The following is a 13,014-nucleotide window of genomic DNA, read 5'->3' on the forward strand; positions in this document are numbered from 1 at the left end:
CATGAATAGATCAATCACACCAAGGATTTGGCTGTTCGCTTAATCCCATATAAATACTTTTTTGTTGCATATAAGACAAAATGCCTAAACGACCTTTTTCACGACCTATACCACTGTCTTTAAATCCGCCAAACGGTGCCGAAATCGAGAATTTTTTATAAGTATTGATCCAAACTGTCCCCACCTCTAAAGCACGAGCAATTTGCCACGCTTTACGATAATTTTCAGTCCAAATACCTGCGGCCAATCCAAAACAACTTGCATTGGCTTGGGTAATCAAATCAGCCTCATCGTCGTACTTGATGACGACTAACACGGGACCAAAAATCTCTTCCTGACAGGTTTGTGCAGCATTATCCAAACCCGTAATAATGGTCGGTAAGTAATAACTGCCTTTTGCCAACTCACCATCCGTCAACGCTTGACCACCTACTACGACTTGACCACCTTCTTGCTTGGCCAATTGGACATATGCATCCACAGATGCCAAATGCTTTTGATTAATTAAAGAACCGAGATGCACATCTGCAGTCTCAGGATGCCCTACACGTAAAGCTTTGGTAATTTCAATCAAGCGATTGAGAAACTGATCATAGATACTGCGATGAACAAATAACCGTGAACCTGCAATACACGCCTGTCCTGCCGAACTAAAAATACCGTAAGCCACCCCCTTAGCAGCCAATTCAATATCTGCATCTGGCAATACAATGGTCGGTGATTTGCCACCAAGTTCTAAAGAAGTGGTGATTAATTTCTCCGCAGCAAGATGTGCCAAATGACGACCCGTTGTTGTCCCCCCAGTAAATGAAATTTTACGTACCAATGGATGTTTTACGATTGCATCACCAATCACAGAACCACGCCCCACCAAAACGCTTAATAAGCCTTTGGGTAAGCCAGCTTGTTCAAAGATTTTGGCAAGTTCCAAAGCGATTAAAGAGGTTGCCTCTGCGGGTTTAAGAATGACTGCATTTCCAGCCGCTATTGCAGGGGCAAGTTTTTGCACCTCACTGGCGATCGGCGAATTCCACGGTGTGATCGCTGCAACAACACCCACAGGTTCATGCACACTCATGGTCATGAAATCTGCTGCACGTTGTGTTGTTAATTCATCATTTAACGTTTCACAAGCCGCCGCCACATAACGTGCTGTTGCAGCTGCACTCATGACCAAAGCACGCGTTTCAGTTAAAGGTTTACCATTGTCACGGGTTTGTAATTGGGCTAGTTCTTCGACACGTGCTTCAATGATCTCAGCCACTTTATATAAAATTCGTGCACGTTCATGCGGCATACTGTTGCGCCAACTTGGTTGTCGCCATGCTAAATCTGCTTTTTTGATTGCTTCATCAACATCATCCAAACTTGCAGTCGAAATTTCTGCATTTACAGATTGATCAGCTGGAAACACACTTTGGATAATATTGCCTTTGCCTAATCGCCATTCACCTGCGATATAAATTTGCTTTACCATGATCAAATCCTTTTATATCTGAATTGCTTCAACGCTGTTACGACATGCACGAATCACACTCAATGCAGCCAATGTTGAAGTTTTTGGATTACTTGCCAACGGCACACCCATCAATTCAATGGTCATTTCACCAAACATGCCTTCCGCTACAATGGTGTGTTTGTTCTTGTTGATATGCGGATCAACACTTAACTCAACCATAGTTTGATCCATTCCTAAGCCTGCAAGCGCAATCGTAGCTGCAACATTGGCATTGGCTGGAAACTTCAACGCCGCCTCTCTGGCTGTGCCTTTGAAAAACACAGTTGCTTGATTTACATGTTCAAGGTCAACCAACTGTTCTGCATAGCTACCACGCCAACTGTTTGGACTCTTACAGCCCTTATAGGTGACCTTTTCCAGCCCGCCTTCTTTGGCTGCTGAAATTCCATCAATTCCTGCAATTGCGCCTGCTAGTAAATGCAGATGTGCATGATGCTGCTCAGCCGTAAGTTTGAGTTGAGTCAAAAACTCGTTATCTGCCAAAGTTCCCACCGAAATCAAACCAATGGTCCAACCTTTTTCAAGTACTTTTTGTGCATGCTCTTTCACTGCTGCTTGCCCTGCCACTTCGATCACATAATCTGGTGTGCCATGACACTGATCAACTGAACTGATCACCTGTACATTGCTTGAAACAAGTGCCTGAACTTTTTCAACACTCCGTACAGGTACAACAATCCACTTGAGTTGTAATTCTTGAGGTAGATGGGCATACACTTCTGCGGCCATTGCGCCAAAACCAATCATCATCAACTGTTTCATGGAAATACCTTATAAATGTTTGTTAAAACCACCTGATACATCCAAAGCTGCACCTGTGGTATAAGACGCCAAAGGTGATGCCAGAAATACCAAAGCATGTGCAGGTTCTTCTGGCTTACCTAAGCGCTGCATGGGAATACCTCGGTTTTTTGCAATATCGCCTGTCCATTGTTCCCACGTTGCGTTTGCATCCGAACGGTTTTCGAAACGGCGTTTCCATTGCGCAGATTCCACCATGCCCAACAGAATCGAATTGACACGAATGCCGTATTGACTGAATTCATGAGCTAAAGAATGTGTTAGATTTAGTAAAGCTGCACGTGCAGATGAGGTTGCAATCATGTGAGGTTCTGGTTGTAACGCCAATAAGGAATTGACATTGGTAATCGAACCACATTGCGACTGTTTTAAATCATTTAAAAATGCGCGAACTGGATGTAATACACTGAAATATTTCAATTCAATTTCTTTCATCCAATCTTCATCTTGAGTATTCTCAAAAGTTGAAACACGCCCTTGACCCGCATTATTGATCAACATATCAACATTGCCGAGTTGCTGATTGACCTGTTGAGCAAATTGTTGAACATCATTTTTGTCTAGAACATTACAGATTTTGGTAAAAACTTCAGCATCTGGGTATTTTTCTAAAATAGAATTTTGCGAAGCTGTCAAACGTTGTTGGTCTCGACCACACCATGCCACTTTGGCGCCTTCAGCAACTAAAATTTCGACTGCAGCCAAACCAATCCCTGACGAGCCACCTGTGACAACTGCTACTTTTCCTTTTATGTGGAAGCTCATATCCATATCTCTCGTTTAAATCTTAATTGACTGATAAAACAATATTGTTGAACTGTTCAGGTTGATCGACATAACTCAGATGACCTGCATCTGTAATGAGATGGTAACTACCCAATTGCATCTCTAGGTTGAGTTCTTTGATTGCTTTTGCAGGAGTTATTTCATCTTTATCACCGGCAATCACTGCACAAGGAACATTTATTGCTGTTAAATAATTTCTGATTTCATCATAAGCAAGCAAATAAGAGGCTCGAGTGAAACCATCTAAACTGAGATGGCTCATCACTTCATTCACCAAAGCTAAAGCCTGATCATCTTGTTTATAAATCAAATACGGTCCACGACATGCCGCCATACCTGCATTACCCAATGTTTTCAACATATTCGGACGTTTTTGATAAACTTGAGTTTTCACATCTTCACTCGAACGTTGATAGCCTTGCGCTGGATTAGCCAGAATCAAGGCACTCACCCGCTCAGGATAAAGATGAACAAAAGCACTGGCCTGTAAAGCGCCAAGGGAGTGACCAATCAAAATTGCCTTAGAAATATTTAAAGCGTCCAACAAGCCAAATAAACGTTGCGCATAATCTGTTGCATTCGGTTGAGACGTATTTAAACCCGCTGATTGACCATAACCTGGCGCATCCCAAGCAATCACATGAAAATAACGACTGAGTACATCAAGCTGATTGATCCAAGATGCTGAACCTGAGCTAATGCCATGTAGTAAAACCAAGTACTGCCCTTGTCCCGCCTCGCGGTAAGCTTGCACATCATCCTTGACGATTACGGTTTTAACTGGATATTTGGCTAATACATCAATCAGTGTCATCATTTCATTCCTTATATCGGTATCCGATCAAACGATTAACGTTTGATTTGAGACAATGGATGCTCAGGTGGATAGTTTGGAATCGTCGGTTTTCCAGTACCTAACATGACGCACATCAAGGCATCTTCTTCACCAGGATTAAATAAACCACGATAGATTCCCGGTGGAATTGAAATTAGATCACGCTCTTTCAACTTGGTTTGGAATTTCTCACCGTTATGCTCAATGAACAGATCAATCTCACCACGTAGCATGAAAAACACTTCCTCCACATCATGATGAATGTGCAAAGGGCCTTCACACTGAGGCGGGAGCACCATGGTAGAAAACGTAAAGTTTTCGGCTGGAACAGTATTATTGTCATTGGCAACTCCTGTTGCCCCTGTCCCCATATAGCGCATTTGCGCGCGACGATATTTCGGGTCATAGTCAGCTTGAAACTTCAAAGCATCAAAATCATATTTGCGTGTTTCAAAACGGGCAATTCGTGTATTTAACCAATCTTCTAAACTTGTACCGTTCGGTTGAGTCCATGTTTCAAATTGTTGAGTAGTCATTTTTAACTCCTGAATATCTTTGATTAATAACGTTTCAATAAAGGAAGCAAGAAGAATGATCCAATCACGGCAACTGCTGCTAAAAAGGTAATTCCTAAATTAAAACTATGGGTTTGCATTACAATGTAGCCAATCAAAACAGGTGCGATTGCACTGGCAAAATTACCTAGACCATTGAAAATCCCACCTGCTGTTGCGCCCACATCCGCTGTAGTCACTCGAGCGAGTAATGCAAATACTGCAGCGACACCAAAGCCCCACGCCATGGCACTTAAAGACATCGCTGCGATGACTAAAATTGGATTGGTCATAATGACCATGACATACATAAAGATTCCCGCGACCAGTAAGCCACTAAAGACTTGGATAGCACGGCGTCCTAGCTTGTCGGAAAGAAATGCACCAATCACTTCGCCCAGTAACATGGCAATAAATGGGAAGCTGGAATAAACCCCAAACTCTTTAAGATTAAAGCCCTTGTCTTGAATCAAATAAGACGGTACCCAACTGTTTAAGCCCCACAAATAAGTCATCAATGCAATATTGAAAATACACACCAACCAAAATGAACTGTTCTGCAACAACGACTTGGTGTTTTGAATATGTCCTTTAAAGTTGATACGTTTATTGGTTGACTCCAACTCAATGGTTTTCTTCAGTTGTAAATTACGCAGCCCAAATACAATGGCCAGTAATGCAATTACAGTTAATCCTGCCATGACAAAGAATGTTGTATGCCAATCATCATGTGCAAGCACAGCCGCAGTAATTGGGAAACCTAAGAATGCTCCAATGGGCGTACCCAGTAAAAACATGGTCGATGCACGAGCTTGCTGATGATCTGTATAAGTTTGTTTTACGATCGTATAAGCAAGTGCAAACAATGGACCTTCTGCCAAACCCAACAAAACACGTAAAATCAACATGCCTGTATAGTTGGTGGTAAAGCCCATACAGAACATCAGCAAACCCCAAGATGCAACACTCCAAAACAACATTTTCTTGGGATTAAAAATATCGCCCAAAAAACTTAAAAATACAGATGAAAATCCATAAGCCAGCAAAAAACTGGTCATGAGCCATCCCAGTTTTGCTTTATCTTCAGCAATCCCCATTGCACCTTGAAAGTGAGGGTCAGCAAATAACACCGCGATACTAATTTTGTCGAAGAATGCCAGAACGACACATACCATCAGGACAAAAGCAGGAACCCAATGCTTTAATCCATTTTTCTCTTCATTACTCATATTTCATTCCTTCGATTGAGTCATGAACCGTACTTAATGCCTATGGTTTTAATTTCATGACATTAAATTCAGGGTCTGCTAATAATTTTGGGTCTAATACAGTTCCAGATTGCATCCAGCGCTTTGCCAATTTGACCAATTTTGCATCGTTGACTGCGACCATATTCAATAAACGATGTTGTTGATCAAGATACAAATAACTGCACTGTTCAGCTGAACTCTGTCGCAATACAATATGCTGAGGGCTCTCTGGCTGATAAGTCCCTAAAACCTGAATATTGAAGTGGTACTGATCTGACCATAACCATGGGATATCGGTATATTCCGTTTCAATGCCCAACATTGATTTCGCTGCTGCAATCGCTTGGTTTTGAGCATTTGCCCAAGACTGAATGCAATATCCCAAGCTTGGATGGATCGCGACATCACCCGCAGCGTAAATATCCTGATCTGAGGTTTGACCGAAACCGTTCACCACGATGCCATCTTTAACGTCCAAACCCGCACTCACACCCAGCTCTTTTGCAATCTCTGCACCAGCACCCACCACGACGCAATCAAACAGTTCACTGCCATGTGGATGATTTAGCACTTCGACTTGCTTTAGTCCTGCTTCAACCAAATGTAGATTTTGGCTGTTTAAGTGAATCTGAGTGCCTTGCTGTTCATGTAAGTTTTTTAGAAATTGTGATACTTTTGGACTCACACTACGTGCGCAAAGGCGATCACCATATTCAAAGATATGTACTTCTTTACCTTGTTGACGAGCAGTCGCTGCGATCTCTAAGCCAATCCAACCTCCGCCAATCACAGCTAATTTTTGTGTCTGATCTAAAATGCCTGATAATCGTTCACAATCTTGGACATTGCGTAAAGTCACCACATTAGGAATAAATTGCCATGAATTGACAGGAACGCGAGCTCGACTTCCTGTAGCAATCAATAATTTGTCATAGGGTAAAATTTCACCACTATCTAAAACTACATTTTTCTGCTGGCGATCCACATGTGTCGCAATCGCAGGCTTATGCCATTGAATATTAAAGTCCTGAACCTGTTCAGGAGAAAATAGATGCAGGCTTTCATAGCTGGCTTGTCTTGATAACACCTGTTTTGACAGGGGTGGACGTTCGTAAAATACACGGTCTTCATTTGAAACCACATGAATCTCACCTGAATATCCATTTTGACGCAGTGTACTGACAGCCCAACCTGCGGCTTGTCCTGCACCCACGATCACCACTCTTTGCATAGCTTATGCTCTCAATTCAGGCGTGTTTTACACAGGTTTAACTTGTCTACGGGTCTGATCATCCAAACCACCTTCAATGGCCCATTCGGTGAACAGTTCTAGGCGATGCTCTTCCACGCGTGGCTGCCATTCTTCCGTCAAATAATCATCATTGGTGTAATATTCAAATGCTCCACCCAAAGGTGAGTTGACGTACCAAAAATAAGCCGAAGAAATTGGATGACGACCCGGACCAATAAAAGTTGACCATTCAGAACGGTTCATGTTTAAGCCACCACCGATCACTTCATGAATATCACGTACGACAAATGCGACATGATTAAGCCCAGCAGGTTTATTCGGTACTGATAGCAAGAACAAATCATGGTGATAACCTTGACCGCGACAACGTAGAAAGGCTCCACGATTGCGATAGGCATCTGATAAGAAAAAACCGATCTTTTCGATATAGAAGGACTCTGTTTTTTCTAAGTCAGGAGTAAAAAACACCACGTGACCAATCGCAACAGGCTGTCCTTTTTGATATACAGGACTTGCTGCATTTACTCGATTGATACTGCCGTATTGGTTAATTCCTTCTGTTTTTAATGCCGGTAAGTCATGAGTAAAACTTTGCTGAAAGCGAATGGTCATGCCATTTGGATCAAGACATTGCAGCATACCAGCAGACTCTTGATAGCCTTCTACATCTTTTAGACGCAGCGATAAATCAGATAAATCCTGGGGGTTCTCAACTCCCCAAGTCACTTCTCGCAAGGTTGAACCAGTTTCAATCGCCTGTGGCAAACGTAAATCATCGCAGTCAAATAGATAAATCTTGCTCGCATTTTGGGTTTGATAAAGATCGGTTCCATCGATATCCGACTCGATTTTTTGGAGACCAAAGTCTGCCAAAAACTTATTCGAAGCAACTCTGTCTTCTACACCAAATTTTAAAATTTCAATCCCTGTAATCATCGGATACCTCTTCAATTAAAGACAAAGCCACCATTGACTGGAATATTTTGCCCAGTCACAAATGAGGACAAATCAGACAGTAAATATAGTGCTGTTCCATTTAAATCTTGTGGTAACTGCTGTCGTTGTATTGCTCGACCATTGACATATAAATCGTGGCGTTGTTGTGGGACATATGCTGTGGCCTCAACCAAGGTTAGACCTGGAGACAAGGTATTGACACAGATATTGAACTGCCCGAGTTCCCTTGCCATAGAACGGGTCATCGCAATTAATGCGCCTTTGCTCGCCACATAAGCCATCAAATTTGGCGCACCCCATAAAGCGGTGTCTGAAGCAACATGGATCACTTTGCCAGTGGCTGACTGTTTGAGATATGGCACACACGCCTTAGTTACCAACCAAGTGCCTTTAACATTGATGTTCATGACTCGATCCCAAAGCTCCATGTCATAATCCATCATGTCCTTCCCACCAACATTGGTTGCAAGTGCAGCACAATTAACCAAACCATCGAGTCCAGATAATCGGGCAACAGCTTGTTCAACAGCTTGTTGAATTGAAATGTTATCTGCCAAGTCAATCGTGACAGCATCCACATCAAGCCCTTTGGCTTTTAATGCCTTCGCCTCTTCAGCAAGCAGGTCTGTCAAAATATCTGCCATAACCACTTGGGCACCTGCTTCCGCAATAGCTTGGGCAAAGTCTCGCCCCAAACCTCTGGCTGCGCCTGTGACAAGGACTTTTTTACCTTGCAGCAATGCCATGTTAACCATGCGCTTCTTCCTGCAACTCAATACGATTTGCACTTTTTAAATTGGCAATTTTCTTTAATTGCTTTTCCGCTTCTTTTTTCATTAAACGACGCAGACGAGATAGCCCAACATCATGCTGATAAAGAAATTCCTGCTGACGTGCGTGTGGCGCAAGGTTTTCTAAAATAATGCGATCTTGCTCAAGCACATCCCAATGCAATTTTTCTAAATGGTTGCGGTATAAGAAACGCCAAACATTACGCTGCCAACCACTCACTTTACGACAACGCCAAAAAAACACACGAGTGTTGTCGGCATCGATTGGCGTAGCATAGCCAACAATCCAAAACTCTCCGCCGGGTCCAAAGTCTTTACGATAAGGTATCGACAAGCGCAACCAGCTTGCTCCAGTATTGGCATATTCAACCCAATCAAAGTTCACACCGACTTGACCTTCTTTTTCAAAAACAAAGCCATGTTCTGTTGAACGGTGTTTCATTTCCGCAGTGCGGTCGCCTTCAGCCATTGAATGCGAAGTACAATGTAAATAACTGCCATGCATAGGGTCCATCACGTTATCGATGGCATATTGATGATTGACTTTCCAATCTGCCTGACACAAAAATGAACTCCATGCCTCACTGGCCAATTGTTCTGGAAATTCAAGTGGCTTTGCTGGTTCTTTGGCATCAATACCAAACCACATAAAAATCGCACCATGCTGTTCAATCACTGGATAGCTTTTGACGCAACTGGTGCCTTTCATTGGACATTCATGCACTGCGGGTACATCTTCAACAACACCATCATGGCGGACTTCGACACCGTGATACCAACAAGCCACACGATTGCCCAAATTCCAGCCCAAAGAGAGGCGAGCGCCACGATGTGGACAGCGATCCTCTAAGGCATGTACTTGGCCCTGATCATCACGCCACACCACAATGTTTTCGCCCAAGCGTGTAATTCCAACAGGATTAGCTGCAACTTCCCAACTGGCTAAAACAGGATGCCATTGATCACGTAGACCTAAATCTAAATACTCTTCCACACTTGGTGTTACTGATACTGCTGCATTCATCTCTTTTCTTCCTTGAATCAATAACCTAAACGTTGCATTTCGTCTGAGAATGTTTCAGACGTCCATGCTTCACCAGATTCACAGCGAAAACCTTGCTGATTTAAAGATTGGACAAGCTCATCTAGCTCAGTGATCCCTGATGAAAAAGCTTGAATTAAGTATTGAACAAAATCCTGTTCATAGACCGTGGGCGCTTTATAACGGGTTTGCCACACCAATAATTCAGGTTGCCCTGGGATTTGAATATTGTTTATTCCTGCTTCAGTTGCTGGCGTGGCATGAATCCAGTTCGCGAGCTTCTCATTAAATGTATTCATGAGATTCCATCCTTCTTAATGAAACTTATAGTTGAATTTGGACATCCTGCCCTTCAATCCGCACGGGATAAGTGCATAAATCACGACATCCCGGACCACTTTTTAACTCACCAGTGGGTATATCAAAAATCGCCTCATGCAATGGACATTCCACAGTCTGATCTTCAATAAAACCTTCTGTTAATAAAGCGAAGGCATGCGGACAAACATTTTCGATTGCAAAATATTGATCATCGATGAAAAACACACCAATTTTTTTACCGTCGACATCAATGGCTTTAGGCTCATCTTCGGTAATGTCATCTTGCTGACAAACTGAGATCCAACTCATTTTTGCATCCTTAATTTGTTTTATATATAAAACTTAATTTAGCATTTAAAACATAATAAATAGCATAAGCTTTGATCATTTTAATTGTCAATTTTTATATTTTGTTAATTATCAATGGATTAATAAAAAATCACATTTTTGTAAGTTTTTTAATGAAAAAAATGTTTTATATATAAACATTGAGATAAAAAATTTGCTGATTAAAATACAACAGTTCCTTTTAGAGGAATTTCATGATGAACACAGGTTAACTTAACAATGAATTCAACAACGACAGATGTTCTTTTAGAGCAAAACACGGAATCCAATACCGATGAGCGCTATTTAGTACCCGGTTTGGTACGTGGATTAGCCATATTAAAATTATTTGATCAGCACCATCAGGAAATGACCATTTCTGAAATTGCAGAGAAATTAGATGTCAATCGTTCAAGTGCTTTTCGTTTAATTCACACACTTGAGTTTTGTGGTTATTTAAGAAAAATGTCGCAAAAAACGTATGCCTTAAATAGCAATGTGATGGAGTTGGGTTTTAATAGCCTCTCAAAATCCTCACTCACCGATATTGCTGCACCTATTATGCGAGAGTTGCGCGATAAAATTAAAATAGCGGTACATCTATCAATTTTAGAAGGTACTGATATTGTGTTTACCAGCAATGTTCAATCGATCGGTTCATTTACCAGTAATGTCCATATCGGAACCCGTTGGCATGCGCATGCCACGGTCATTGGACAATTATTACTTTCTCGTTTGCCTGAGTCTGAAGTGATCAAACGTTATGAACATTTTAACGATTGGAAAGTCTACTCTGATCGAACGCCTCAAAATTTGGCAGCACTATTAGAGCGTTTAAAATACGTTCGCAGTCAAAGCTTTATGATTAGTTGGGGACACTTTAATACCGATATGGCCGCCAGCGCTGCACCGATTTATAATCAAGCCACACAAGAAATCGCTGCCGTGCTTTCAGTCAGTTGCCCACTCAGCACCTATTCAGAAGATGTATTTAAAAATGAAATCTCTCAAGATGTCGTGGACTATGCAGATAAAATTTCAAAGTTCATTTATATGCAATAGCAGTTATCTTTACTCAACCACATCCATTTTATGTCGTGGTGTGTAATTCATTGTGTGGATTAAATGAGCTGAAAGTGTCAACGAACATTATTGTTAAATGCGATCTGGGCATTCTATTGGATAAGAATAGGAATGCCCTAATGGTAAAATGACAATTGTTATGCTTACTTAGAATCTTATTATTGAATGGTTTTGGCATTCAGACAGAATTCGTATGACCTATCACCAAGACAGTCACGATAATGGCGACATACCAAGCACGATTTAAATTCAATCCCTTTTACAAACATTCTTAGTTGGCTGATTGGAAAAAACTTTTTTTGCAAAACTAAAGGCATCTTCTTGAGATGCAGGAATGACTGAACGATGTGTTTCTCCTGAATACTCGTGATATTCAACTGTTGCGCCACGAGAGCAAAAACTCGAAATCATCGCTTTAGTTGTCGGTGGCGTGACTGTGGTTTCATCCTGTGTGCCCTGAATAATGGTTACAGGGACTTTCATGGTCAATCGTGATGGATCTTGAGCTGTTTTCAAAAAATCAGTAACTTTGTCATAATCAGCACCCGCGTTTAAATATTGCCCAGCTTGCAACTGTTTTAATTTAAACAAAGGTGCAAGACATTGTGTCTTTGCTGCTTCAACTTGTGGTTTCATGGGTGCTTTCAGCAACTTATCCAAATCTATACTTGGATCTACAATATTTGCACCAAGCACTGTGACTGATAAAAATGGTTGGGCATGAACTACGCCACCATTCACAGCATTGTCCATGAATTTTAGAATCCCTGGTCCTACAGGTGCAATTGCGATCGCACCTTTCAAGGGATATTTCCCACCCGCTTGTTGAGTGAGCCCGGCAACCCACAAAGCCGCACCACCGCCTTCACTGTGTCCTACGACAATCCATTCATTGCTGAGTTGATTAGAATACCGATGTGCAGCGGTCACTATATCCGTCAAAGCAGCAGCATTGCTTTTTCCATCCAATAATGGACGATGCCCTACAGAACCACCCCAACCTTCATAATCTGTTTGCAAGACGACATAACCACGTTTTAACCATTCATTGAGATATGCATCACGTGTTGCATTTACGGCTTGAGAAGGCATACATTGCGCAGCAAATCCGGTTGTGCCACTGCCCCAACTCACCACAGGATAGCCCCCTTGAGGAACAGGTGTTTTCGGCAATGTCATGAGACCATTCACTGTTGTCGCTTTGCCATTAAATGAGCTTGTTGTATATGAAATCTGCACACGTTTTGCGGCGTCTGGTAATGTAGAAATATCTATATCTTGCTGAACAGATATTAATTTTCCTGTAGTCGCATTTTGACTGCTGTCCGTATTCATACAAGCACCGAGTAACAATGATGATGTCAATAGACCTCCGATCACCATTATCTTGCTTTTCAATGTTTGATAATTCAGAAAAATCATTATTTCCCCTACACGTTTATATTTCCTTTTCATCTCATATTTCCCTAGTTTGCTGGCTGATGTTTATCGTGCTT

General features: G+C 41.8%; 14 protein-coding genes. 1 reads left to right on the plus strand and 13 read right to left on the minus strand.

Translation table 11 applies throughout. The annotated features are described in order from the left end of the window. Positions 1-10: 10 nt before the first annotated feature. Genes TOL5_RS13390 through TOL5_RS13445 form a run of 12 tightly spaced genes read right to left on the minus strand, consistent with a single transcriptional unit; the run spans position 11 to position 10,417 of the window. Positions 11-1,477: an aldehyde dehydrogenase gene (locus TOL5_RS13390; RefSeq protein WP_121774841.1), complete on the minus strand. Its 1,467-nt coding sequence runs from the start codon at positions 1,475-1,477 to the stop codon at positions 11-13. A 12-nt stretch (positions 1,478-1,489) separates the two neighbouring features. Beyond that, positions 1,490-2,281 carry an aspartate dehydrogenase gene (locus TOL5_RS13395; protein ID WP_009587244.1) on the minus strand — a complete coding sequence of 264 codons (792 nt, stop codon included), beginning with the start codon at positions 2,279-2,281 and terminating at the stop codon, positions 1,490-1,492. Positions 2,282-2,290: 9 nt separating this feature from the next. Beyond that, entirely contained in the window at positions 2,291-3,085 is a 795-nt protein-coding gene (locus tag TOL5_RS13400) for an SDR family oxidoreductase (RefSeq protein WP_121774840.1), read from the minus strand. A 22-nt stretch (positions 3,086-3,107) separates the two neighbouring features. After that, positions 3,108-3,923 (minus strand): alpha/beta fold hydrolase, encoded by an 816-nt coding sequence (locus tag TOL5_RS13405; RefSeq protein WP_121774839.1) that lies wholly within the window; start codon positions 3,921-3,923, stop codon positions 3,108-3,110. Between the two features lie 32 nt (positions 3,924-3,955). Then, positions 3,956-4,477: a cupin domain-containing protein gene (locus tag TOL5_RS13410; RefSeq protein WP_121774838.1), complete on the minus strand. Its 522-nt coding sequence runs from the start codon at positions 4,475-4,477 to the stop codon at positions 3,956-3,958. A gap of 23 nt (positions 4,478-4,500) precedes the next feature. Then, positions 4,501-5,724: an MFS transporter gene (locus TOL5_RS13415; RefSeq protein ID WP_121774837.1), complete on the minus strand. Its 1,224-nt coding sequence runs from the start codon at positions 5,722-5,724 to the stop codon at positions 4,501-4,503. 40 nt (positions 5,725-5,764) lie between these two features. Continuing rightward, positions 5,765-6,976, minus strand: a complete 1,212-nt coding sequence (locus tag TOL5_RS13420; protein WP_121774836.1) for an NAD(P)/FAD-dependent oxidoreductase — start codon at positions 6,974-6,976, stop codon at positions 5,765-5,767. Positions 6,977-7,003: 27 nt separating this feature from the next. Further along, positions 7,004-7,933 carry a VOC family protein gene (locus tag TOL5_RS13425; protein WP_121774835.1) on the minus strand — a complete coding sequence of 310 codons (930 nt, stop codon included), beginning with the start codon at positions 7,931-7,933 and terminating at the stop codon, positions 7,004-7,006. A gap of 11 nt (positions 7,934-7,944) precedes the next feature. After that, entirely contained in the window at positions 7,945-8,709 is a 765-nt protein-coding gene (locus TOL5_RS13430) for an SDR family oxidoreductase (RefSeq protein ID WP_151780986.1), read from the minus strand. Continuing rightward, positions 8,702-9,769, minus strand: a complete 1,068-nt coding sequence (locus TOL5_RS13435) for an aromatic ring-hydroxylating oxygenase subunit alpha (RefSeq protein WP_151780987.1) — start codon at positions 9,767-9,769, stop codon at positions 8,702-8,704. The genes TOL5_RS13430 and TOL5_RS13435 overlap by 8 nt, the downstream gene beginning before the upstream one ends. 17 nt (positions 9,770-9,786) lie before the next feature. Then, on the minus strand, positions 9,787-10,086 hold the full coding sequence (locus tag TOL5_RS13440; protein ID WP_009587234.1) for a recombinase-like helix-turn-helix domain-containing protein: 300 nt from the start codon (positions 10,084-10,086) through the stop codon (positions 9,787-9,789). 25 nt (positions 10,087-10,111) lie between these two features. Next, a complete protein-coding gene (locus tag TOL5_RS13445) occupies positions 10,112-10,417 on the minus strand; it encodes a non-heme iron oxygenase ferredoxin subunit (RefSeq protein WP_005029766.1) in 306 nt (101 codons plus the stop codon). A gap of 258 nt (positions 10,418-10,675) precedes the next feature. Between TOL5_RS13445 and TOL5_RS13450 the strand changes: the two genes are divergently transcribed. Continuing rightward, a complete protein-coding gene (locus TOL5_RS13450; RefSeq protein WP_121774832.1) occupies positions 10,676-11,497 on the plus strand; it encodes an IclR family transcriptional regulator in 822 nt (273 codons plus the stop codon). Positions 11,498-11,767: 270 nt separating this feature from the next. Here TOL5_RS13450 and TOL5_RS13455 read toward each other — a convergent pair whose 3' ends face one another. Beyond that, the gene (locus tag TOL5_RS13455; protein WP_227544007.1) at positions 11,768-12,973 is read right to left on the minus strand and encodes an alpha/beta hydrolase family protein; all 1,206 of its coding nucleotides are present in this window, start codon (positions 12,971-12,973) and stop codon (positions 11,768-11,770) included. Positions 12,974-13,014 lie beyond the last annotated feature (41 nt).

The sequence above is a fragment of the Acinetobacter sp. Tol 5 genome, from assembly GCF_019702905.1.
Taxonomy (GTDB): Bacteria; Pseudomonadota; Gammaproteobacteria; order Pseudomonadales; family Moraxellaceae; genus Acinetobacter; species Acinetobacter bereziniae.

Coding starts and splice junctions, on each gene's coding strand:
- TOL5_RS13455 (WP_227544007.1), bottom strand. CDS start 12,973: ATGAAAAGGAAATATAAACGTGTAGGGGAAATAATGATTTTTCTGAAT.
- TOL5_RS13410 (WP_121774838.1), bottom strand. CDS start 4,477: ATGACTACTCAACAATTTGAAACATGGACTCAACCGAACGGTACAAGT.
- TOL5_RS13400 (WP_121774840.1), bottom strand. CDS start 3,085: ATGAGCTTCCACATAAAAGGAAAAGTAGCAGTTGTCACAGGTGGCTCG.
- TOL5_RS13430 (WP_151780986.1), bottom strand. CDS start 8,709: ATGGTTAACATGGCATTGCTGCAAGGTAAAAAAGTCCTTGTCACAGGC.
- TOL5_RS13425 (WP_121774835.1), bottom strand. CDS start 7,933: ATGATTACAGGGATTGAAATTTTAAAATTTGGTGTAGAAGACAGAGTT.
- TOL5_RS13420 (WP_121774836.1), bottom strand. CDS start 6,976: ATGCAAAGAGTGGTGATCGTGGGTGCAGGACAAGCCGCAGGTTGGGCT.
- TOL5_RS13415 (WP_121774837.1), bottom strand. CDS start 5,724: ATGAGTAATGAAGAGAAAAATGGATTAAAGCATTGGGTTCCTGCTTTT.
- TOL5_RS13435 (WP_151780987.1), bottom strand. CDS start 9,769: ATGAATGCAGCAGTATCAGTAACACCAAGTGTGGAAGAGTATTTAGAT.
- TOL5_RS13390 (WP_121774841.1), bottom strand. CDS start 1,477: ATGGTAAAGCAAATTTATATCGCAGGTGAATGGCGATTAGGCAAAGGC.
- TOL5_RS13450 (WP_121774832.1), top strand. CDS start 10,676: ATGAATTCAACAACGACAGATGTTCTTTTAGAGCAAAACACGGAATCC.
- TOL5_RS13405 (WP_121774839.1), bottom strand. CDS start 3,923: ATGATGACACTGATTGATGTATTAGCCAAATATCCAGTTAAAACCGTA.
- TOL5_RS13395 (WP_009587244.1), bottom strand. CDS start 2,281: ATGAAACAGTTGATGATGATTGGTTTTGGCGCAATGGCCGCAGAAGTG.
- TOL5_RS13445 (WP_005029766.1), bottom strand. CDS start 10,417: ATGAGTTGGATCTCAGTTTGTCAGCAAGATGACATTACCGAAGATGAG.
- TOL5_RS13440 (WP_009587234.1), bottom strand. CDS start 10,086: ATGAATACATTTAATGAGAAGCTCGCGAACTGGATTCATGCCACGCCA.